This window comes from Calditrichota bacterium, from assembly GCA_013152715.1.
Lineage (GTDB): Bacteria > Zhuqueibacterota > Zhuqueibacteria > Thermofontimicrobiales > Thermofontimicrobiaceae > 4484-87.
On the sequence record JAADFU010000131.1, the window covers coordinates 23,223 to 45,822 of the forward strand.

The window sequence follows — 22,600 nt, forward strand, 5'->3', positions numbered from 1 at the left end:
ACTATGAAATTTTCTTAACCCCGGAGTTGTATGATTCTCAAAAAAATTGTTGTCGGACCACTCGAAGTAAATTGTTTCATTATTGCCCCCGAGGACAGTAGACATTGCGCTGTGATTGATCCGGGAGATGAGGCAGATAAAATTTTTGCTGCTGTTGAAAATGACAACCTCATTCCGGATTTCATCCTTCTGACTCACGGTCATTTTGACCATCTCTCCGCCGTTAACACGCTCAAACAAAAATGGGACGTATCGGTTCTGCTGCATGAGGCGGATCAGGTTCTTGCCCAAAACGCTTCAACACAAGCGATGATGTTCGGCATGCCTGAACCGGGAAATGTTTCTGCGGATACTTTTCTGCACGACGGCGGTGAGTTGAAAATTGGGAAATTAGCAGTGAAAGTTTTGCACACGCCGGGACATTCGCCGGGCAACGTCACTTTTCAAATAGAAAACCACCTTTTTGTCGGCGATTTGATTTTTCGGGGATCGATCGGCAGAACAGACTTGCCCGGTGGCAATTACGAACAACTCATCAAATCGGTGAAAAACAAAATTTTTGCACTGCCGGATTCCTGCATCATCCATCCGGGCCACGGACCGGACACGACAGTCGGGCAGGAGAAAGAAAATAATCCTTTTTTCTAATAAAAAAATCAGAAAGGCGCACAAATGAAAACAAAAACCATATTGCTGATTCTGCTCATTTCGTTGCCGCTAATTTTCTCCTGCGCAGCTTTGCAGCAATTGGCAAACGTACAAAAGCCGCAAGTGAAAGTCGGACAGGTCAGATTGACGAATATCACGTTCGACAAAGTGGATCTGGCAATAGATTTGAACATCACCAACCCGAACCCGGTCGCGGCGACGCTGGCGGGTTTTGATTACAATTTTTTGCTCAACGGACAATCCTTTCTCACCGGCAATCAGGCAAAGCAAACGACGATCAGCGCCAATGGCCAAAGCACACTGCAAATTCCGCTGTCGTTGACTTTCAAAAAAATTTACGACACTTACAAATCCCTGAAAAACAGCGACAACGCCGGCTACAAAATCGCCGCCGGGCTCACTTTTGATCTGCCTATTTTGGGCAAAACGCGCATCCCGGTGCAAAAGACAGGACAATTGCCGCTGGCAAAAATTCCTTCGATCAAGCTATCTTCGCTAAAATTGAAATCAATCAATTTTTCATCGGCGAAAGTGGAGCTGCAACTCAAAGTCGATAACCCCAACGCGTTTTCGCTCAACATCAACAAATTGAATTATGATTTTTTGGTGAACAATAAACAGTGGGGCGTGGGACAGATCGCCGAGGCGCTGCAGATTAATCAAAAAGGCAGCAGCATCATCAAAATTCCTCTGTCGCTGAATTTCGTGGAAATCGGGCGCACCGTGTACAGCATGCTCACCGGGAAATCCGGTTTGAATTACCAGCTCAAAGGAGACGCAGCGTTGACTTCGTCCCTGAAAGTCATGCCGCAATTGTCGCTGCCGTTCAATCGCACAGGGAATATTAAAATTTCACGGTAAGATTTGCAAAAACCGCAGAGCTGGCGGAAGCGATCAGTGCGCTTCCAGCCAGTTCTCCCCTACTCCGATATCCACTTTGATGGGCACGTTCAAGTCAATGGCGCTTTCCATTTCTTCTTTAATCAGCGCTTTCGCCGCGTCCAATTCTGATTTCGGCACTTCAAAAACGAGTTCGTCGTGCACCTGCATGATCATTTTCGTTTGCAGTTTCTCTTTCTTGATCCGCTCCGAGATGTGAATCATGGCAACTTTAATGAGATCCGCGGCACTGCCCTGAATGGGCGTGTTGATGGCATTTCTCTCGGCAAATTCGCGCAACTGGCGATTCTCGCTGTGAATTTCCGGCAAATAGCGCCGGCGATTGAGCAACGTGGTTACAAAGCCCTGTTTGCGCGCCAGTTCTTTGCTCTCTTCCATAAATTTTCGAATGCCCGGATAACTGGCAAAATAGGTCTGAATGAAGTTCTCGGCTTCTTCGTTGGAGATATTCAGCCGATTTGCCAGACCATAGGTGCCCATGCCGTACATGATGCCGAAATTCACTTCCTTGGCGCGGCGGCGCATGTCTTCGGTGACTTCCTCGGGCGGGACACTAAAAACCGTCGCCGCAGTGCTACGGTGAATGTCTGCACCATCCTGAAATGCTTTGATTAAATTTTTGTCGCCGGAAAGGTGCGCCATAATTCGCAACTCGATTTGCGAGTAATCTGCGTCCACTAAAATGTGATTCTTGTCTCCGGGAACAAAAGCCATGCGAATTTTTCTGCCCAAGTCGGTGCGAATGGGAATGTTCTGCAAATTGGGATCGCTGGACGAAAGTCTCCCTGTCGCTGCAACGGTCTGATTGTACGATGTGTGCACTCTGCCGGTTCTTTTATTAATCAAACGAGGCAGCGCATCGACGTAAGTGGATTTCAGTTTGGACAATTGGCGATATTCCAGAATGTAGCGCGGAAGCTCGTGTTCTTTGGACAATTCTTCGAGCACGCCCACGTCCGTGGAAGGGCCTGTCTTTGTGCGCCGCACGACGCGCAGGTTGAGTCTTTCAAACAGAACTTCGGACAATTGCTTCGGCGAGTTAATATTGAATTCCAGGCCGGCGATGGAATAAATCTTCTTCACGATTTGATTTAAAAGCTCATCCAATTCCGCGGACATCTGCTGCAACAACTGAACGTCGAGCGCCACGCCGTTCATTTCCATTTCCATGAGCACGAACAGCAGCGGCAGTTCGACTTTGTCAAACAGGTCTTTCAAGCCCAATTCCGTTAATTTCGGTTCCAGCATCGTGCGCAGTCTTTGGGTGAAATCGGCATCTTCGCAAGCGTAAAATCCGATTTTGTCCAGCGGCACTTCCGCCATGCTGATTTGCTTTTTCCCGCTGCCGATGAGCTCTTTGGTGCTCACTTTTTTATAATTGAAATACTGCAGCGACAGCGCATCCAGATTGTGTTGCCGCAACGAGGGATTGATGAGATAGCTGGCGACCATGGTGTCAAAATCTACGCCGCTGACTTCCGCGCCGGCATTTTTGAGCACAATCAAATCGTATTTGATATTTTGACCGCATTTATTTATTTTCTCGTCAAGAAAAATCGGCTGCAATTTTTTAAGTATTTCTTTTTTTGAGAAACCGGTAAAATCCTGAGTCTGAAATAGATCTCCGGTAGCTCCGCCTTCTCCCTGCAAAATCGGCACGTAAAAAGCCTCGCCTTCCTGCCAACTGAAAGAAAGTCCCACAATCTCCGCTTTCATGGGATCAACGTCTGTGGTCTCCAGATCCAGCGTAAATTTTTGGCAAGCAGCGAGATCTTTTTTCAATTTTTCCAGTGCCGCGCTGGTGCGAATAATTTCATACTTTTGCACAGGTCTTTTTCTCATCGCCGAGGAAAACCGATCCAGCAATGAATTAAATTCCAGCTCTTTCATCAACGCAAATGCCTTTTTTTCATCAGCTTTTTTGAGCCGGAAATCTTTAACATCAAAGGGGATTTTTTTATTGGCATCTATCGTCACGAGCATTTTTGACAAATATGCCTGCTCTTTGTATTTTTCCAACTGACGGCGGATATGTTCGGGCTCGACATCTCTGATGTTCAAGTAAATGTGTTCCAGATCGTGATACTTTTTCAGCAATTTCAACGCATTCACCGGCCCCACTTTCGGGACGCCGGGTACATTGTCGGACTGGTCGCCCATCAGTGCCAGATAATCGATAATCTGCTCCGGTTTCAATCCCACTTTTTTGACAACACCATCCGGATCAAGAATGGTCACATCGACACCGGAACGGCCCGGGTTGTAAATTTTTATTTTCGATGAAACCAACTGCATGAAATCCTTGTCACCGGTGACCAAAAATGTCTCCATGCCCATTTTTTCCGCCTTTTTGGCGAGAATTCCCATGACGTCGTCCGCTTCCAGACCGGGCACCTCGATCAGCGGAATGTTCAAAACATCGAGCATTTCCCGGATGCGCGGCAATTGATCGACAAGTTCGTCGGGCATCTTTTCGCGAGTGGCTTTGTATTCCGGAAACATCTTGTGGCGAAAAGTCGGCTCTGGCGTGTCGAAAACTGCTGCTAAAAAATCAGGCCGCTGTTCGTCTAGAATTTTCAAGAGTGACTTTAAAAATAAATACACTGCCCCGACATTTTCGCCGCGGGTCGTAATGAGCGGATTTCTCTCAATTGCAAAATAAGCGCGATAAATCAGCGCCATGCTGTCAATTAAAAATAATTTTTTTTCTGTGTCGGTCATTCAACTTTCCTTTATTTTGGTGAAGTGGAATTTCTAATTTAATTTAAAATTTTCACAATGTCAATAAAAATTCAGACTTTCTCAGTCATCAGGGCAATTTAAATTTACAAATGAGGGTTTTTGATTGACTATTAGTTAAATATTTCTTATTATTAGACTGCACTGAAAAAGCTAAAATTCAAACTCGCAAAAATACGGGACGGTAAACCCTTTTAAAAGTTCGAAATCTTTGAAAAGGCAGACGCAAAAATCTTTTTAAATAAAACGAAAACTTCTCTTGTAATACCATCGCTAATTGCAAAAAAAACAGAACCGCAAAATATTAACTGAAATAAAAGAATGAGGTGTTTGCCATGAATCAACAAAAACAACAACAAATTAATATTGAATTAGGCGAAAAGGAAGCGGAAGGCATTTATTCAAATCTGGCGTTGATCACGCATTCGCCGGCAGAGTTTGTGATCGATTTTACCCGCATGTTGCCCGGGGTTCCCAAGACAAAAGTGTACGCGCGCATCATTATGACGCCACAACACGCGAAATCACTGCTTCGGGCGCTGGAAGACAATATCAAAAAGTACGAGGCAAATTTCGGGGAAATTCGCATTTTGGGAGACTCAAAATCGAAATCGTTCGGATTCAAACCGCAAAATGAATAAGGCTCAACGGCTATTTTTTGAAAGATGAAAAAGAGAAATAAAATTAAAAAGAAAATCATTGTCTTATTTTTATTCGTGGCAATGTTGTCGGGATTTTGGGGCAATCGTGCGCACGCGCAGAAAAAGCGGGGATCGGCATCGATCGGATTTGGTGTGGAAATGGGACAGTGGCTCCCCTCGCGACTCACTGACAACGCTGAGCTTTCGTCGCTGAAATCCGCCAGGCAAAATCCTTACGTCGGCATTGTTATTCTGAAGCCGTGGCGCAGTTTTGCGCTCCGTTTCAGTGGCGGCTATTGGGAATATCACGGCGAAAAATCCAAAAGCCTGCTGCAGATCAGTTCGGTCGCAATGGACATGAAATATTCCATGCTTGCGGACATCTGGTTTTCTCCCTACGTTATTTACGGCATTGGATGGTTTTTAGGGAACGAGCATACTCTTGACGACCCGGATTTTTCCTATTTGCAAAATCCGGAATTGGGACTGGGATTTAATGTCGGCGCCGGCTTCGATTTTAGAATTTACAAATTCAACATCGCTGTGGAATTCAAATATCATTACGTTACTTTCAGTCAAATCATAGGTCCGACAGACAACTTCAGCGGTCCCAAAATCAGCGTGCAGGGGATATATTTTTTTTAGATTGAACAAATCCAAATCAGCAGTTTTTGAGGCTCAATTTCTGGCAAAATTATTCGGTAAAACAACGGAAAGAACAAATGAACAAGCTACTGAAAATTTTCCTGCTATTGTCAATTCTCTCTCTCTCTTTTTGCGCCAGAACTCCGGAAGAAAAAATCAATCGCTGGATGGCGATGTATTCCGGCAGCGATTCGCCTGGCGCCGCTCTGATGGTCGTCAAAAACGGCGCACCGATTTTAGTGAAAACTTACGGCATGGCGGACGTCGAAAATCAAGTTCCAGTGACGCCGGAAACAAATTTTCGGCTCGCATCAGTGACAAAACAGTTCACAGCGATGTGCATTCTCATGCTCATGGAGCAGGGCAAATTGTCCGAGACACAGACTTTGCAGGACATTTTTCCCGACTTCCCCGACTACGGGAAAAAGATCACCATTCACAATCTTATTCATCACACCTCAGGTTTAATTGACTACGAATCTCTCATTCCCGATTCTGCCACAGAACAAGTTCTCGATCGCGATGTGCTGGAAATGATGAAAGCGCAGGACTCGACATATTTTGCGCCAGGCACGAAGTATCAATACAGTAACACCGGCTACGCTGTGCTGGCGATGATCATCGAAAAAATTTCAGGGCAGCGTTTTGCTGATTTTTTGCGGGAAAATATCTTCCTAAAAATTGGCATGAAAAATACCGTCGCCTACGAAAAAGGAATCTCTACGGTCGAAAATCGCGCCTACGGTTATGCGCTGGAAAACGGAGAACTTGTGCCCAAAGATCAGAGTCTGACCAGCGCCGTACTCGGAGACGGAGGCATCTACTCGTCGGTGCCCGATTTGTACAAATGGGACCAGGCGCTGTACACGGAGACACTTGTGTCTTCCGCATCTCTGAAATTCGCTTTCACGCCTGACACTTTGCTCGACGGCACGCCGACAATTTACGGTTTCGGCTGGCGCATTGACAAATTTCTGGGACATCGCCGCATTCACCACACCGGGCAGACATGCGGCTTCACGACAATCATCCAGCGTTTTCCCGATGACCGATTTAGCATAATTATTTTAACGAATAGAAATAAGCCGATGCTGAATGAAGTGGCGGAAAAAATTGCCCGTTTGTATTTGGGGAAAAATCAGAAATAATCGCTTGCCAGCGACTTACCCTTGAAAATATTTTTTTTCACAAAAATAATCGGAGCTGAAAAATGGTCTGGGAACAGAGATGGCATCCGCTGAGGGAAGAATGGATCATTGTGGCGGCGCACCGACAGGACAGGCCCTGGATCGGAGACACCGTTCGTCAGCCGCAAACTCAACTACCGCCGTACGATCCGAACTGTTATTTCTGCCCGGGAAACATACGCGTGAGCGGCGAGCAAAATCCCGACTACAAGCAAACTTTCGTCTTTGACAATGACCATGCCTGCGTTTCTTTTGATGCGCCAAATGTGCCAGAACTCACCGACTCCATTTACAAACGCAAACCGGCGCGCGGTATCGCACGCGTCGTCTGCTACAGTCCGCGCCACGACTTGACACTCGCCGAACTGGAAACTTCGGAAATCATCACGCTGCTGAAAGTGTGGCAGCAGCAATATCTCGAATTGGGCGCGCATCCTGAAATCAATCATGTGCTCATTTTTGAAAACAAGGGCGAAGTCGTCGGCGTATCCAATCCGCACCCGCATTGTCAAATTTACGCGACAAATTTCATTTTCAAATACATCGAGACCGAAGCCCGGGTGTGCGAGCGGCATTTTGCTGACACTGGCAGAATTCTATTTCAGGATATTTTAAGAACGGAAAAAGAAGATGGCAGACGCATCATTTGCGAAAACGAAACGGTGATCGCTTTCATGCCCTATTTCGCGCGCTACGCTTACGAGGTTTTTGTCGCGCCGAAAAAGACGCACCCTCATTTGGCCGCTCTTTCCAATGACGAATTAAATGATCTCGCTGACATCCTACAGCAAATTCTCATCAAATTTGACAATTTGTGGCAAATGCCATTCCCTTACGTCATGGCATTGCATCAGGCGCCGACGGACGGGGAAAAATATGATAATTTTCATTTTCACATTGAATTTCACCCGCCGCTGCGCAAACCCAATCTGCTGAAATATCTGGCAGGACCGGAAATCGGCGGCGGGAATTTTCTCAGCGACACGTCACCCGAAGAAAAAGCAAAAGAATTGAAGCGACTGCCGACACTTCATTACAAGCTACAAAATTGACAAAAACAGATTTCAAGAAACAGAAAAGGAGTCCTCTTGCTGACAATCGAATCATTGCTCCCACATCTTTTGCAAATTCACGCTGAAATCAGAGATGAGATCATTGCATCCTGCGAAAAACTTTCCATTGATCAGATGGCGCAAATTCATCACGAATCTTCCAGCGACACGATTTACGCCATCGACCGCATTAGCGAGGATTTGATTCTGGAATTATTCTCGGAAAAAATTGCAGCGCAAGCGCCGATTGTGCTCATTGCCGAAGGCATCGGAGACGGGAAGGTCGTTCTTCCCGCCAGCGCCAAAGAAGAAGATGCCCAGTGGCGAATTATCATCGACCCCATCGACGGCACCCGGGAAATCATGTACCAGAAACGCAGCGCCTGGATTCTCACCGGCGTGGCGCCAAACAAAGGGGAGAATACCAATTTGCAGGACATCGAATTAGCAGTGCAGACGGAAATTCCGCTGGTCAAGCAGCATCTGTGCGACGTGCTCTGGGCGCAAAAAGGACAAGGCGTGCAAGCGGAACGATACGACCGATTGAGCCAAAAATCCGTTTCGCTTGCGCTACAGCCATCGACAGCGGACACAATTGCGCACGGTTTTGCCATGATCTCGCGTTTTTTCCCCGGCGCGCGGGATGTGCTGGCTGAAATTGACGAGGAACTGATTCGTGCCGTTCTGGGGCCTGTCCAAAAAGGAAAAACTCATTGTTTCGAAGATCAATATCTTTCCACCGGCGGCCAGATTTACGAACTCATCGCCGGCCACGATCGTTTCAACGCAGACATCAGGCCTTTGATGGACAAAGTTCTTGCGAAACAGGGATTCGAGCTGGGAATTTGTTGCCATCCGTACGATATTTGCACGGAACTCATCGCACGGGAAGCAGGCGTCGTCATTACCGACGAATACGGCCAGCCGCTGCGCACAAAGCTGGACGTGGACGAAAATTTGTGCTGGATCGGCTACGCCAATGAAAAAATCCGCGCCGCCCTCGAGCCAGTTTTACAGCGAATTTTAAAAAAACGTGATTTGATTTGATATTTTTGGAACTCCACCCATGAAAATTTTGTCCGGAAAAACTCAGGCGCTGCCAGATGTGGAGAAATTCATCTCCGATTTCGGCGTATCACTTTCACAAGGAAAAGCGTTTGGTTTTGATTCAAGCCAGCCGATTACGATCACGCGCGCGCCCGGCAGACTCGACGTCATGGGCGGCATTGCCGATTACTCCGGCGCGCTGGTTTTGCAAATGCCCATCAGAGAAGCCACGATTTGCGCCATTCAAGCGCGCTCGGATCGCCAAATCCGAATCACCAGCTTGAATCGAAAGAATTCCGCGCACGATGCTGAATTTGAAATTTCTTTGGATTATTTTTTTCAGGGAAAAACTCCCATTGCTTACGAAGACGCGCAGCAATTTTTTCAACAAAATGAAAAAACGTCATGGGCAGCCTACGTCGCCGGAGCGTTTTTAGTTCTGGCACAAGAAAAAAACTTTCATTTCCCACACGGCGCAACGCTGCTCATTCGCTCCAATGTCCCGGAGGGAAAAGGCGTCAGTTCCTCAGCAGCGCTGGAAGTTGCAGCGATGGAAGCGATTGCTGCTCTGTACAATTTCTCCCTGACGCCGGAAGAGATTGCCCTGTTGTGCCAAAAAGTGGAAAATTTTATCGTGGGCGCGCCCTGCGGCGTGATGGATCAGATGACGGCGGTTTTCGGCAGGGAAAATGAATTGATGGCGCTGCTCTGCCAACCGGCGCAATTATTAGCACCTGTCAAAATTCCGGACGAAATCGAATTTTTCGGACTGGATTCTGGCGTGCGCCATTCTGTTTCCGGAGCGGATTACACTTCTGTCCGCGTCGGCGCTTTCATGGGCTATCGTATCATTGCAGAACTTGCCGGGCTGAAAATTAGTGCGGAAAAGGGAAAAACCAGAATCAATGACCCGCGCTGGCACGGCTATCTCGCAAATTTGTCTCCTTCTATTTTTGAGCAATTTCTTGCACAACAGTTACCGCCGGAAATTAAGGGTAGCGAATTTCTTGAAAAATACGGCGGCATCACCGACCCGGTCACTCAAGTTAATCCCGGGCGCACTTACGCCGTTCTCAATCCGACGAAGCATCCGATTTATGAAAATTTTCGCGTGAAGGCTTTTGCCAACCTGATCGAAAAACCAGTGAGTGAGAAAACGCTGCATATTTTGGGAGAGCTCATGTACCAATCCCACGCCGGCTATTCTGCTTGCGGCCTTGGCTCTGATGCCACGGACTTGCTCGTCGAACTGGCGCGGCAATCCGAAACGAACAGCGCAATTTTCGGCGCAAAAATCACCGGCGGCGGCAGCGGCGGCACGGTTGCCCTGCTCAGTAAAAAATCTGCTCTCGAATCAGTAGAAAAACTGCGCCAACAATTTCTTCAAAAAACCGGATACAGTCCCTATTTGTTTCAGGGATCATCGCCGGGCTCTCGCTGGTTCGGTAGAATGAAAATTAAATTGATCGAATGAGAAAATAACTTCGGCTTCAAATAATCGGACTTTGAATTCCGGCTTCTTTTTTGGCAAAAGCAAGTGATGAATTAATAGCGATTGGTTTAGCGAAGAGATTGTTCCGTAAATTCAGCTCAATAATGCCAGATAAAGAACAAGCTAATTTTTTTGAAAATTGCTGGACGAATTTTGTAATTCATGATTCGTCTGGCAAAGTTGTTCGCCTTTTTCGCAGAATGAATGAAATTAATCCGACAAAAACTCTGCTTTGGCGGCATTTTTCTATTGACATTTATCAGAATTCTATTATTTTGAGTAAAGGGCACCTTTCAACTCCGCTTGCAAGCAGCGGCATAGGAGGCGAGGCGCTGATTTGATTTCTCAATTTGGTAAAAATGAAATCTTGTTGTTGAAGCAGTCCATTCTAAAAAGTATTCGAGATGAGCAGATAACCAATTGGAGCGCAAAGATGAAAAATGTGACCGCGGTAATCCTTGGCGGCGGCCAGGGCAAAAGACTTTTCCCGCTCACGCGCGAACGGGCGAAACCAGCGGTGAGTTTCGCCGGAAAATACCGGCTAATCGACATTCCGATTTCCAATTGCATCAATTCAGGCATTAATCGGATCTACGTCCTCACGCAGTTTCTTTCCGCCAGTCTGCATCGCCATATCATGCAAACCTACCAATTTGATACTTTTACTGACGGTTTTATTGATATCCTGGCGGCGGAGCAAACTCCGCGCGGTGAACGATGGTTTCAGGGAACAGCCGACGCGGTTCGCGCGACTCTTCGGCACACAACTTACTATAAATTTGATTACATGATTATTTTGTCCGGCGATCATTTGTATCGTATGGATTATCAAAAAGCGCTCAGATTCCATCGAAAAAAAACGGCGGACATTACTGTTTGCGTCACGCCAGTTACCGCCGAGCAAGCGCCGGAATTTGGTCTGCTCAAAGTTGACGACGACGGGATCATCAAGAAATTCATCGAGAAGCCTGAAGATCCGCAATTGATCAGTCAGTTTTCTGCGCCGGAGAAACTATTTTACGACGCCGAAATGCCCCACCAAAAGGATAAATATCTCGCCTCCATGGGAATCTACATTTTTAACCCGGACATTTTGATCGAGCTTATTGAAAAAACCAATTACGAAGATTTTGGCAAAGAAGTCATCCCGGCCGCCATCAAGAAATTTCGCGTGGCGACCTTTCCCTTTGTCGATTACTGGCGAGACATCGGCACCATCAAATCCTATTTTGAAGCAAATCTGTCGCTGGCAAAACCCAACCCACCCTTTTCTTTGTACAAAGCAAGCTGGCCTTTTTACACCAGGACCAGATCTTTGCCGCCCAGCCAAATTACGCGCTCTGAAATTCGCGACTGCATTATCGGAGAAGGCTCGCAAATTCACGGCGCGCGAATCGCTAACTCAATTATCGGCACCAGGAGTATTATTGACGAAGGCTCAATCATAGAAGATGTTGTGATGTCCGGGGCAGATTTTTACCAAGAAGAACCAACGCTAAAAACGAGGGAGATGATCCAGAAAAACGCACCGCCGTTGGGAATCGGAAAAAATTGCACCGTACAAAAGGCGATCATCGACAAGAATGTGCGCGTCGGCGACGGCGTGCGAATTATCACCACGGACAAAGCTGCGGACAAAGACGATCCGCTTTACTACATCCGCGATGGGATTACTATTATTCCCAGAGGAACAATTATCCCGCCTTGCACGGATATCATTAATTAATCTCTTGAGTCGGGAACAAAAAAAAGCCTTCCCTTGGGTAAAGCGGAAGGCTTTTTTCGTAATAACAAAGAAAGTTAAAATTCGACGATTTCGAAATCAGCGTCTTTTTTCAGTTTCTCGATCAACTTCGGGATCAGCCGTTGTTGTCGATCAGTTTTGATTTTCTGCGCGATTTGATCGTGGACTTCAGCGAGCGACTTTGTCTCTTTTTTGCGATCCAAAACTTTCAAAATATGATAGCCGTAATTTGTCTCGACAATACCGCTGATGTCCCCGACGGGCACGGAAAAAGCCGCAGAGTCAAACGGGGCGACCATTTGTCCGCGCGCGAAGTCTTTGTACAAACCACCGCGATCTTTTGAACCCGGGTCTTCGCTGTATTTTTTCGCCAATTCACCGAAATCTTTGCCGGCTTTTGCTTCTGCTAATATGCCTTCCATCTTTTTGTGAATTTCCTGCTTCGCTGAATCGCTTTTGCCTTGCGTGCGCAGCAAAATGTGCTGCACCGTCGCCGTCTTGTCCTGTGAGTATTCGTTCTCAATGTCCTGCTCGGTGACCTGCATCTCTTTTTCTAACATTTTGTCCAAATAAGCGTTGATTTTCAAATTTTTGGCAATGTCATTGCGGACAAAGTCCATTGAAAGGCCTCGCCTTTCAAGCATGCTGTTAAATTTTTCTTCGCCGCCGGCACGGGCATATTGCGCTTGCAGAATACTGTCAATCTGAGCATCCGTCACCTGAACGCCGGCTTTGTCGGCCAAGCTTAACAGCAGTTTCTGCTCGCCAAATCTTTTCGCCATACTCTTCAGATAGTCTTTCATTTTCTCGACCGGTATGCTCTTCAGTTGATCAGCATTGTTGCCCATGCCTGCTTTTAGTTCGGTAAAAAATTCTCCCGTGCGAATTTCAAAATTTTTGGATTTTACCAGGACGTTATTCTTATCCGGATCAAAATAGGGGACCTTCTCTGACAACGCCTTTGCCAACGCATATTCCGGCGTATCGGGTTGTAATTTGACGCCATTGTTGCCTCCGCACGCAACAACAAGAATAGCAATAGAGAAAGCAATAATTAGAATTCTTCTCATGAACCTCTCCTTATCGATATTTAAATAATTGAATTAGTTTTAAAACTAAAATATAAGAATAAAATCTGAAAATTCCTAACATTTTTTTCTAAATTTGGATGAAATGCCTCTTATTCTATGGTCGTCATCTGTGTCAGCACGCTCTGAAATATGGCATAGGCTTTGCTCTCAAAAAGACAAAAAACGACTCTTTCAATAGTTGTGCCCCCTTGCAAATATGTTATTGTTTCTTCGAGCATGATTTTCGCGCAGCGGTCGAGTGGATAACCGAAAATGCCGGTGCTGATTGCCGGGAAAGCAATGGATTTGAGTCTATTTTCATCCGCCACACGCAGACTGTTTTTTGTCGCATTGCGCAATTTATTGTCCTCATCGCCTTCGCCCAGTCGCGGTCCCACCGCATGAATGACATATTTTGCTGGTAAATTCCCTCCGGAAGTAATAACCGCTCCGCCCACAAAAGTTCCGCCGATTTGGTTGCATTCTTCCTGAATGCGAGGCCCGCCCTTGCGACGAATCGCCCCGGCAACGCCGCCCCCCAAAATTAATTGCGCATTCGCCGCGTTGACAATAGCATCTGTTTCCATATCTGTGATGTCCCCCTGAATCAACTCCAGTGTCCGTCCGTTTATTTTTCGAAGCATGTTTTTTCTCCTCTTTTCTTTTTTCGTTTGACGCCGCAAGTCAGATATTTTCAGGAACTCGGGTCTGCTGTATCTTGAAAATTAAATATAATGACACAATCATTGAAATTCAAAGCTTTTTTTAAAATAGTGCTTTGTGTTTTTAATGGGCGTTCAAAAATTTGCTTCGGTTTCTTTTGGCAAAAGTTTTATTGTCCCGAAGACGCGAAGGACGCCAAGCATAATAATCAGTTTTTTTCTTGTGAACTTTGCGCCTTTGCGATGAAATTACGCAGCTTGCTGCGTTGAGAAATATTAAAATTTTTCTTGATTATTAAAATAATTTTCGTTAATATTTAATAATTAGTTAGCCGAACAAACCAAGCCGAAATTCTTGATGAAACATCATCCTTGCTTTCTCTGAAAAAATTGCAACTTTTCCGTTGTGAGAGAAGCTTACTCGCTTTATTTCCGAATTGAATCGCAGCGCTATTCATCATTTTTAGCGCCGTTCAATAGAATTAACATGATGAAAGCTAAAATCGGGACAATCAAATGAAAGAAAAAGTGAACATTCAACTCATTAAACAATTAAATGAAAAACGAGTACTCAACCTCATTCGCGATCACGGCCCCATCTCTCGCAACGAACTTGCCCGACAAAGCAAAATTTCCAAAGTAGCCATTTCGGAAATTGTCAATCGCCTGGATATCGCCGGGTTCATTCTGGAAATTGGCAAAGGGAAATCCACCCGGCGCGGCGGTAAACGCCCGATTTTGTTGAAACTCAATCCTGATGCGGGCTACGTGATCGGCATTGAAATCAAGCAGAGCTACGCTAATATCGCGCTTGCGGACATTGAATCTGAAATAAAAGCCAGGGGGCAAATTGAATACGAGCCAGGCATTGGGTTTGACAATTTTCTTCAAATGACGAGAAAAAAAATCAGCTCAGTGATGCATCGGGCAAAAGTCAAAAAAGATAAACTCGTGAGTATTGGTATCGGCGTGCCCGGTGTTGTCGATTATGAAAACGGCCAACTTCACGCCATCAACAAATTCAGTGGCTGGGCTGATATTCCGCTAGTGAAAAGATTTTATGAAATTTACCCCATTCCGATTATTCTCGAAAATGACGCCAACACGATTGCGCTCGGGGAAAAATTGATAGGTGCCGGCAAAGGCGTACAAAATCTGGTCTGCATCTGGATCGGCGAAGGCGTCGGCGCCGGAATCATCATGCGCGATCAACTCATCCGAGGCGAAAGTGGCAATACCGGCGAGATCGGTTTTCTTGAAGCAGAAAGTTTGATCTCGTGTGCCAATCAGGAAAAACGACTTTTCCACGGCCAAAAATTTCTCGGAGACTTGCTTGCCGAGTCGAATTTATTAGTGGAATTGAAAAAGGCGACGCCGGAACTCGCGGCTGAAATTGGCGAGTCAAAAACTGACGACGAATTATTACAAATTTATTTGCAATTAGCTGAAAGAGGCAATGCTGAAGTCCGCGCTGTCCTTGATGAATATGCGGAAATCGTCGCCGGACTCTGCACAACATTGATGAAAACTATAAATCCAAGCCTGATCGTCATCAACGGTTTCGTTATCGAATACTCGTCTTACATCATGAAAAAAATTATCATCAAAGCCGATGAGCACATGCAAGATATTCCTTTCAAAGCGAGTACCATTGTCTCCGGTGAATTGAAACAAATGGCGGGCGTGAAAGGCGCCATTGCCCTGGCGCTGCAGACGATTTTTGAGCCGCCGGTCACGCGAAACCGCAATCATATCACTCTGGTTGATACGAATCGGTAAAATTTCAATTGCGAAGGTTAGCGCTCAAGAAACTGAGCTGAGACACTTCAGGGACTCTTTCCCCGCAGAGAGTCCCTTTTTTTCTGCTATTTTTTTCCGTTGCCGTACAAAATTTTACCTGCCTTGTCAAACACAATTTTGCCGTCTCTCGCGGCAATCTTGCCATTGACGATGATGTAGCTTATGCCTGAAGGATACTGATGCGGCTGCTGGAATGTCGCATTGTCTTTTATTTTTTCAAAATCAAAAATAACAATATCGGCAAAACAGCCAGGTTTGAGCAAGCCCCGCTGATAAAAACCCATAGCTTGCGCCGGCAAACTGGTCATTTTTCGGATGGCGTCCGTCAGAGAAAGTACTTTCTTTTCTCTGACGTAGCGGGCGATAATCCGCGGAAACGTACCGTAAGCCCGCGGGTGGGGAACTTCCACCCCCGGAATTTCAATTTTTCCGTCTGATGCAATCATGTTGTAAGGTTTTTTCATTATTTCCTGAACATCTTTTTCGTCCATCTGAAAAAATATCCCTCGCGGATGATCGTACATGGTCATCTGAATCACCAGATCCGCTGCATTGGAAACAGTTTTGTCTTTCCCCAGCATTGCCAAAATTTCCGCCAGATTTTTTCCTTCGTATTCGTGATGATTTTTGTTGTAAGCAACGTAAATTTTTTCCAATTTATTGATGCCGCGAGCCGAGACAAAACGTCTTTGAATCAGTCCCTGTTTCGCTTTTTCGTAAGTCGCGGGATTTTTCATGCGGTCGATGAAAGCCTTTGTCCCGCCAGCGACGACCCAGCCGCGAAAACTGCTGCTAAAACCGGAACTGGTCGCTGTGTACGGATATTGATCCATGTAAACTTCCCGCCCTTCTTTCCGCGCATTTTCCACCGGATCAGTGATGAACTCGTAGCGTCCCCAGACAGCGTCATTGGCTAATTTGATGTGAGAAAGTTCAACACGCACGCCGGCTTCCCTGCCAATTCGAATTGCTTCTTCGATTGCTCGTTTTATTCCTTTGCCCTGATTGCGCAAATGGCTGGTATAAACGCCGCGATAGGGGGCAATCATTTTTGCAAGTTCAATAATTTCTTTTGTTTTCGAATACCTGCCCGGAACGTAAGCCAGCCCAGTGCTGAGTCCAATGGCGCCAGCGCGCATTTCCTGGTCCACTAATTTTTTCATTTGTTCCAGTTCCTCCGGCGAGGGCTGTCGATCAGCGGCGCCCATCACCTGCGAGCGGATGGTATTGTGTCCGACAAGCGAAGCAAAATTAATCCCAATCCCTTTCTTTTCCAATTTTTCAAATAACTTGTTTAGCGGATATCTGCTTCCGCCGCAATTGCCGCCGACAACAGTAGTTACGCCCTGCAGCAAATAATTTTTCACCTGCGTCAATGAGTCAATCAGACGATCGGTGTGCGTGTGCACGTCAATGAATCCGGGCGTCACGTAGAGATTTTTGGCGTCGATTATTTTTTTTGCCTTGCGGTCAGACAAATCTCCAATGGCAGCAATACGCTCGCCGCGAATGCCGATGTCAGCGTAGTAAAAAGGATTCTTGGCGCCGTCGACTATTTTTCCTGATCGAATAATTAAATCATAGGTTTGATTATTCGTTTGACAGGAAAAAAGAAAAAGCAGCGTCAATGCGAAAATTAACGTTATTTTTTTGAACATTTCAAATCTCCAATTTGAGAAACGTAAAAAGGAACAACGAAATGTTTGACTAATAATTTCCTCTCACCATGCAATCCCATAATCCTCGCCGTAATTACTGGACCCGCCCCAGAAGCTGCCGTGCTTCCAATCAAAAAAGATCGCGTTCATGGGTCCAGAAGTTTTGCTCTGTAATCTGATTTGATAGCCGCGTTTTCTCAATTCTGACTGCACCCACTGTGGCACATCGCGGCGCAAACTCAGGCGTCCTGGTGATTTATCGTGGGCGCCAAAAGAACTGTGCATCTGGTAACTCACAATGTTTGCCGCTTCACACGCTTCCTGCACGGTCATGCCGAACTCGACGATGTCGAGAAAAAATTGCAGACAATTCTGATCCTGCGTGTCGCCGCCCTGAATGGAGAAAGACAAATATGGTTTCCCGTCTTTCATGGCGATTGTCGGCGTCAATGTTGCGCGCGGTCTTTTCCCCGGTTCAACAACATTAAACGGATTTTCTTTTTTGTCAAGCACAAAACTCTGCATGCGTTGGCTCATTCCCACGCCGGTCTTGCCGGCGATGCACGCCGGAATCCAGCCGCCGCTCGGTGTCACTGAAACTACCCAGCCATTTTCATCAGCAGCCTGAATCGACGTTGTGCCGCGGAAAAATTCTTCTGCCAATTTTTCCGGCGTGAGCGACCGCCCTTTTCGCTGAATTTCCGACCAGTCTTTTAAAATATTTTGAAAAGGATTCTTTTCCCCCATGAAAAAATAAGGATCACCGGGTTTTACATTCGGATCATTTTTCTCCGTGTCGATCAATTTTACTCTTTCTTGAGCATATTTTTTTGACAGCAGTCCCGCAAGCGGCTCTTCGGGCGGAAAGTAGGGATCGCCGTAGTAAAAATCCCGATCAGCGTAAGCCAGATTCATCGCTTGGTACAAAGTGTGAATGTAATTCGCGCTGTTGTACCCCATGGATTTGAGATCAAAATTTTCCAAAATATTCAGCGTTTGCAGCATCACAGGTCCTTGCACCCAACATGTCAATTTGTACACGTCAATTCCTTTGTAATTCGTGCTGACTGGTTCTTCCTGATAGACTTTCCAGTTCCTCAAGTCTTGTTTGGTGATTAAGCCGCCCTGTTCCTGGCAGCCGCGGACAAATTCATCGGCGATGTCGCCTTTGTAAAAGCGGTCGTAAGCCGCATAGATTGCTTCTTTTCTGTTTTTCCCGTGTGTCAGCGCCTGCTGTTCTGCTGCGACAAGTTTCTCCAGCGTTTGCAGAAGATCGGCCTGCCGGAAAATCTCGCCGGGGTAAGGCGCTTCTCGTTTTTCGCCGAGATGAGTGAGAAAAACTTTTTTGGAATAAGGCCACTGTTTGATGCGTTTTTTGTAGTGTTCGATTGAATTGGCTGTCTGCGCTTCGATGGGATATCCCTGCGCCATTTCCATTGCCGGCTGCAAAACTTCTTTCAAACTCATGGTTCCAAATTCCGCGAGCATGACCATCAAACCGCCCGGCGTACCCGGCGTGACGGCAGCTAACGGGCCGTACTCGGGCGGATATTTCAGACCTTTTTTCTTGAAAAACCCCGCTGTGGCGCCCGTCGGCGCAACACCGAGGGCATTGATGCCAATGATTTTTTTTGTGTTGGGATTATAAATTAATGCCTGTGTTTCGCCGCCCCAACTCAAAACATCCCACATGGTGCAGGTCGCTGCTAACATGGCACAAGCCGCATCCACGGCATTTCCCCCGCGAATAAAAATTTTCGCGCCTGCCGTCGCTGCCAGTGGCTTGCCTGTAATCGCCACCCAGTGCTTTCCGTGCAAAATTGGCTTTTCTGTAGCTAAACCAAGCGTGAAGAATAGAAATAGTAGCAAAAAGACGATCAAAAAACGGCTAATTTTATTTGTCATAAAAAATCCTCCTAATTTTCTTTGTCAAATTAATCGGACTGTCGGACGAAAGTTAAAATTTTCCTTCTTTCGCGCTTCCGTAAAAAATTGAATTAAACAAAAAACGGAATGTCGCGTGCGCCTGGCCGCGGTAAAGCGTCGGAAATCCGATGAGGATGATTTTCCCTTTGCCACGCTTGACTTCGACAATGGCACTTTTTCCCGCAAGATGCGCTCCGCCGTTAATCCAACCACTGAGAAGCAAATTCTTGTCGGGATAAGTGACTACCGAGGTTCCTTCATTCACGGAAAATACCGGGCTGCCCCGGAAAAATATCGCGCTGCTGCTGCCGTAACCGTAAGCGACCGGATGCCGATTATCCACTTTGGCGCGCAAAATAGAGCCCGGGCAATAAAAATCCTTTCGCGTCCATTTTCTGCTGCTATCGACAACGTTAATTTGAAAATATTTGATAGCGAAAGAAGCCGCGCGGTTGAGCGTGATCAGAGCGCCGCCATTTTCCACAAATTGAATCACATTTTTCACACCCACGTCTTCGATACCGCCGGCATATTCTGGCGGAATTGATTTTTCCGAAATCCCTTTCACGATCATTCTTTCGTGAATGTCCGGAAGAATCAAAACATCGAATTTTTTGTTTAGATTTCCGTTTTTGACCATTTTGTTTTCCACTCGCGTGTAAGGAATTTCAAATTGTTCCAACACCCACCGTGTCCAACCTTCGTCCATCGAAGCCGACCAACTGTGGTACAAACCTAATTTTGGTTTTTTTAATTTGAGGACGCGAACGTCAGGATTTTCTTTCAATAGTTGAAAATGCACATTGAGGTCATCAGCAATATTTTTGACGGCAGCAGACAGCCCCTTTTTCTTTTTCACGAAAAAGGAACCGGCTTTGAACGTACTTCCTGTCTGATGAAAATCTTCAGCCGCGCGCGAAACGCCAAACCCTTTTTCCAGCAATCGCTCCGCAGCGACGATAGCGTCATTTGTCCCGCTGTCCCAAAAATAGCCGTAAAATTCAGCAGTCGTCGCGTCGATTTGACTTTGCGGCGCAGGAAGTGATCTGAGCAATTCAGCCGACGCTGAAAAAGGCTTGCTAATTTGAATTACTTTCACCCCCATCAACAGCGGCAAGGTGTGGGCAACAACGTCGTAAGGCGGTTTCAGAGGTCCGCCGGGATAAGCGCGAATTTCAGGATAGACCTGCGGCTCCAACAGCGTCTTGGCAAAGCTGCCGTAGGGCTGCGCCATGTAAATGATGAAAGAAGCGGCAGAAAAAGTTTTCCCGTCTGCGGCGAAATCTTCCTGTGCCTGGTGAATTTCCACTGCCCCTAGTTTGAGCACTTCGAGCAATTTCAAAGTTGTGGAATAGTCCCCTTGCGCGGCAGGAACGACAAACGCAAATGGCGGCGCTGTCCGGTTCACTGCTTTCCAGTGGATTCGGTAGAAATTTCTCAGCCAATTTTCCCGCAGCCGTGCGGCATTTGTCAGCGCCGCAACCGCCGCAGCGTAATCGTAATCAACAATATCTTCCAGCGTCCAATCGCCTCCCTGCCAGGGAAGCGGCATTCGCACCGAGGGTTTTCTGACATCTGCCGCCAATTCAAAAGGTTCGATTTTTATCGGCGTGGCGACGCGCACACTGGCGCACTCCGTCAAAATCCGAATTCCGCCGTGATAATGATGGTAAGCCCGCGCCGGAGTCCAGGCGTCGTAACGACTGCTGTGGATGACGCCGGCCTTGCCCTGCGACGTCAACTCCGTCGCGATAAAAGTGCCCATCATTCCCACTTCCTGCTGCAGAATGGGATCTACATTTGGCTCGAATGGATCCACGTAAGGCGGCACAAAAAGACGCGCGCCTCTGCTGCCCATCTGATGCATGTCAACGATGATCTGCGGATGCCAGGCATTGTGCACTTTTAGTGTGAGCCGCGATTCCACCTGCGTGAACATGTACCAATCGCGATTATTGTCGTGTCCCACGTATTTGTTGTACAGCCACGGCATTCTTCCGCCTTCGTAGGGAGTGCCCAAATATTGACGGTACCAATCTACAACCATCTGAACGCCATCGGGATTGTGCATGGGAACGAGTAACAAAATAACCTTGTCGAGAATTTCCTGAAATGTCCGGTTCTGGCTTGTTGCCAGATCGTAGGCGAGCTGCATTGCCATTTGCGAAGCGCCGATTTCGGAGGCATGAATGGAACAGTTGATCATCACCACAGTTTTTCCCTTATCGCGTATGATTTCTTCCGCCTGTTGCGGAGAAATTTTTCTGGGGTCTGCCAGCAGTTGCTGATAATTTTGGAAATCAGACAGGTGGGACTGGTTTTTTTCGGCAGTAATGACGGCGACGATGAACGGATTTCCCAGGGTCGTTTTACCAACTTCTTCCACGGCGACGCGCCCGCTATTCTCGCCCAAAATTTTGAAATATGCCACAATTTGACGCATGTCAGCTAATTTTCGGTCTGTGCCGGGCTTGAAGCCTAAAAATTGCTCTGGCGACGGGACATCAGCAAAGGCTGTTATTTGAATGAGAAACAGAAAAAAAATGAAAAGCAAGATGGCTTTGCGGGGCATGATTTTCTCCTCTCCAATTTTCCGACAGATTTGTTCTCAGCAAAAGTTATTTCAATTTCTTCCTGATTAGCGGCGTTAGCGCCCGAATTCTTTCCTGAACCGGCGGATGCGTGGAAAAATAGTGATGAATTGCAGGGCTCGATTCATTCTCCGACTGCAATTTTCTGAGCAGCGAGGCTGAAGCTGTGACATCAAAATTAGCGCGCGACATCAGGCGAACCGCTCCTTTGTCCGCTTCAAATTCATTTTCCTGCGAAAAACCACTTTTGAGCAGATTGGCGACAATCTCACTCGCCAGGGCGCCAAGAGTGCCGCCGGGTCTCAATAATCGGGAAATGGTTTGAATAGAATAATTGGCAAGAATTCGGCTCATCAAATGGCGAAGTTGAATGTGGCTCATTTCGTGCGCCAGCACAAAAGCGATCTCATCCTCGTTGTTTTCGATTTTTCTGAACAAACCGGAAGTGAGAAAAACCAACCCGCCGGGCAGAGCAAAACCATTGACATCGCGGCTGGCTATGAGATAAAAGCGAAAATCCCTGTCCGTCTCCCTGAATTGATCGCAAAGCCGTGAACCGATGCGCTCTAATGTCTTCTGTCCATCGGATTGAATTAAAATTGTGATTTCTTTTTTTAATTTACGGACGAGATCGCGTGAGACTTTTAACTCAGCTTGGAGCGCATCTTTTTCTGATCCGAAGGCCGATTGGTAGAGCCATTTTCCTTTGTTAAAAGTTGCGCCAAGGGAATGGCCTATTTTTTCAAATATTTTTTCCACAAGGATACCCTGAAAAAT

Annotated in this window: 18 protein-coding genes; 11 read left to right on the forward strand and 7 right to left on the reverse strand. The window is 46.5% G+C overall.

Going from position 1 to position 22,600, the window contains the following annotated elements:
* Positions 1 to 30 precede the first annotated feature (30 nt).
* Positions 31 to 648: an MBL fold metallo-hydrolase gene (locus GXO74_10765; protein ID NOZ62153.1), complete on the forward strand. Its 618-nt coding sequence runs from the start codon at positions 31 to 33 to the stop codon at positions 646 to 648.
* 24 nt (positions 649 to 672) lie between these two features.
* Positions 673 to 1,530, forward strand: a complete 858-nt coding sequence (locus GXO74_10770) for an LEA type 2 family protein (GenBank protein NOZ62154.1) — start codon at positions 673 to 675, stop codon at positions 1,528 to 1,530.
* A gap of 33 nt (positions 1,531 to 1,563) precedes the next feature.
* Here the strand turns inward: GXO74_10770 and polA are convergent, their stop codons facing one another.
* Complete coding sequence (gene polA, locus GXO74_10775; GenBank protein ID NOZ62155.1) at positions 1,564 to 4,290, reverse strand: DNA polymerase I; 2,727 nt, start codon at positions 4,288 to 4,290, stop codon at positions 1,564 to 1,566.
* Positions 4,291 to 4,643: 353 nt separating this feature from the next.
* On the opposite strand from polA, the gene GXO74_10780 reads away from it, so the two are divergent.
* The 8 genes from GXO74_10780 to GXO74_10815 all read left to right on the forward strand — a co-directional run bounded on the left by GXO74_10780 (position 4,644) and on the right by GXO74_10815 (position 12,098).
* Positions 4,644 to 4,949 carry a DUF3467 domain-containing protein gene (locus GXO74_10780; protein NOZ62156.1) on the forward strand — a complete coding sequence of 102 codons (306 nt, stop codon included), beginning with the start codon at positions 4,644 to 4,646 and terminating at the stop codon, positions 4,947 to 4,949.
* Positions 4,950 to 4,973: 24 nt separating this feature from the next.
* On the forward strand, positions 4,974 to 5,594 hold the full coding sequence (locus tag GXO74_10785) for an outer membrane beta-barrel protein (GenBank protein NOZ62157.1): 621 nt from the start codon (positions 4,974 to 4,976) through the stop codon (positions 5,592 to 5,594).
* Positions 5,595 to 5,671: 77 nt separating this feature from the next.
* On the forward strand, positions 5,672 to 6,742 hold the full coding sequence (locus tag GXO74_10790) for a beta-lactamase family protein (protein ID NOZ62158.1): 1,071 nt from the start codon (positions 5,672 to 5,674) through the stop codon (positions 6,740 to 6,742).
* A gap of 62 nt (positions 6,743 to 6,804) precedes the next feature.
* Positions 6,805 to 7,833: a galactose-1-phosphate uridylyltransferase gene (galT, locus tag GXO74_10795; GenBank protein NOZ62159.1), complete on the forward strand. Its 1,029-nt coding sequence runs from the start codon at positions 6,805 to 6,807 to the stop codon at positions 7,831 to 7,833.
* Between the two features lie 135 nt (positions 7,834 to 7,968).
* Positions 7,969 to 8,880 carry an inositol monophosphatase gene (locus GXO74_10800; protein NOZ62160.1) on the forward strand — a complete coding sequence of 304 codons (912 nt, stop codon included), beginning with the start codon at positions 7,969 to 7,971 and terminating at the stop codon, positions 8,878 to 8,880.
* A 19-nt stretch (positions 8,881 to 8,899) separates the two neighbouring features.
* A complete protein-coding gene (locus tag GXO74_10805) occupies positions 8,900 to 10,354 on the forward strand; it encodes a GHMP kinase (GenBank protein ID NOZ62161.1) in 1,455 nt (484 codons plus the stop codon).
* 50 nt (positions 10,355 to 10,404) lie between these two features.
* Positions 10,405 to 10,713, forward strand: a complete 309-nt coding sequence (locus GXO74_10810; protein NOZ62162.1) for a hypothetical protein — start codon at positions 10,405 to 10,407, stop codon at positions 10,711 to 10,713.
* Between the two features lie 92 nt (positions 10,714 to 10,805).
* Positions 10,806 to 12,098, forward strand: coding sequence for a glucose-1-phosphate adenylyltransferase (locus tag GXO74_10815; protein ID NOZ62163.1), 1,293 nt, complete (start codon positions 10,806 to 10,808; stop codon positions 12,096 to 12,098).
* Positions 12,099 to 12,172: 74 nt separating this feature from the next.
* Here the strand turns inward: GXO74_10815 and GXO74_10820 are convergent, their stop codons facing one another.
* Positions 12,173 to 13,186 (reverse strand): hypothetical protein, encoded by a 1,014-nt coding sequence (locus tag GXO74_10820; GenBank protein ID NOZ62164.1) that lies wholly within the window; start codon positions 13,184 to 13,186, stop codon positions 12,173 to 12,175.
* Between the two features lie 110 nt (positions 13,187 to 13,296).
* Entirely contained in the window at positions 13,297 to 13,830 is a 534-nt protein-coding gene (locus GXO74_10825) for a macro domain-containing protein (protein NOZ62165.1), read from the reverse strand.
* Positions 13,831 to 14,364: 534 nt separating this feature from the next.
* Here GXO74_10825 and GXO74_10830 point away from each other — a divergent pair.
* Positions 14,365 to 15,627: an ROK family transcriptional regulator gene (locus GXO74_10830; GenBank protein ID NOZ62166.1), complete on the forward strand. Its 1,263-nt coding sequence runs from the start codon at positions 14,365 to 14,367 to the stop codon at positions 15,625 to 15,627.
* 86 nt (positions 15,628 to 15,713) lie between these two features.
* Here GXO74_10830 and GXO74_10835 read toward each other — a convergent pair whose 3' ends face one another.
* The 4 genes from GXO74_10835 to GXO74_10850 form a co-directional block, all read right to left on the reverse strand.
* Entirely contained in the window at positions 15,714 to 17,306 is a 1,593-nt protein-coding gene (locus GXO74_10835; protein NOZ62167.1) for a D-aminoacylase, read from the reverse strand.
* 63 nt (positions 17,307 to 17,369) lie between these two features.
* Complete coding sequence (locus GXO74_10840) at positions 17,370 to 19,211, reverse strand: gamma-glutamyltransferase family protein (GenBank protein ID NOZ62168.1); 1,842 nt, start codon at positions 19,209 to 19,211, stop codon at positions 17,370 to 17,372.
* Between the two features lie 52 nt (positions 19,212 to 19,263).
* Positions 19,264 to 21,804, reverse strand: coding sequence for a hypothetical protein (locus GXO74_10845; GenBank protein NOZ62169.1), 2,541 nt, complete (start codon positions 21,802 to 21,804; stop codon positions 19,264 to 19,266).
* 46 nt (positions 21,805 to 21,850) lie between these two features.
* On the reverse strand, positions 21,851 to 22,582 hold the full coding sequence (locus tag GXO74_10850) for a M48 family metalloprotease (protein ID NOZ62170.1): 732 nt from the start codon (positions 22,580 to 22,582) through the stop codon (positions 21,851 to 21,853).
* Between the last annotated feature and the right edge of the window lie 18 nt (positions 22,583 to 22,600).